The organism is Pseudoalteromonas sp. SR45-6 (assembly GCF_014163545.1).
GTDB classification, from domain to species: Bacteria; Pseudomonadota; Gammaproteobacteria; order Enterobacterales; family Alteromonadaceae; genus Pseudoalteromonas; species Pseudoalteromonas rhizosphaerae.
Genome location: NZ_JACJDM010000200.1, coordinates 1 through 391, shown reverse-complemented (window position 1 = coordinate 391; position 391 = coordinate 1). Strand labels below are relative to the sequence as shown.

The 391-nt window shown below is 39.6% G+C and carries 1 rRNA gene; it reads right to left on the bottom strand.

Annotated elements, in window-relative coordinates:
- Nucleotides 1-111 (bottom strand): 16S ribosomal RNA (locus tag H5158_RS22900); the annotation flags it as partial.
- Nucleotides 112-391: the final 280 nt, after the last annotated feature.

Genomic DNA, 391 nt, shown 5'->3' with positions numbered 1-391 from the left:
CGTCCGCCGCTCGTCAGCAAAGTAGCAAGCTACTCTCTGTTACCGCTCGACTTGCATGTGTTAGGCCTGCCGCCAGCGTTCAATCTGAGCCATGATCAAACTCTTCAATTAAAAGTTTTTTCTGTTCTCATCCAATAAAGAATGAAGAACCTGCTCAATGAATTCTGAATTTATTTAATATCTTTCGATATTGAATTGACTGTGCCGAAGCAACTTATAAATAAGTTACTTCTGTTGGTCACTCAGCTTCTCTTTCGAGAAATCACATTGAGACTCTAAATTTTTTGCCTTGCTTAGCGAACTAAGCTTGGCTGTTAGAACTCAATCTGTACGAGTGCCCACACAGATGATTGCTTTATATTGTTAAAGAACGTTGCGGTTAAAGTTAAAC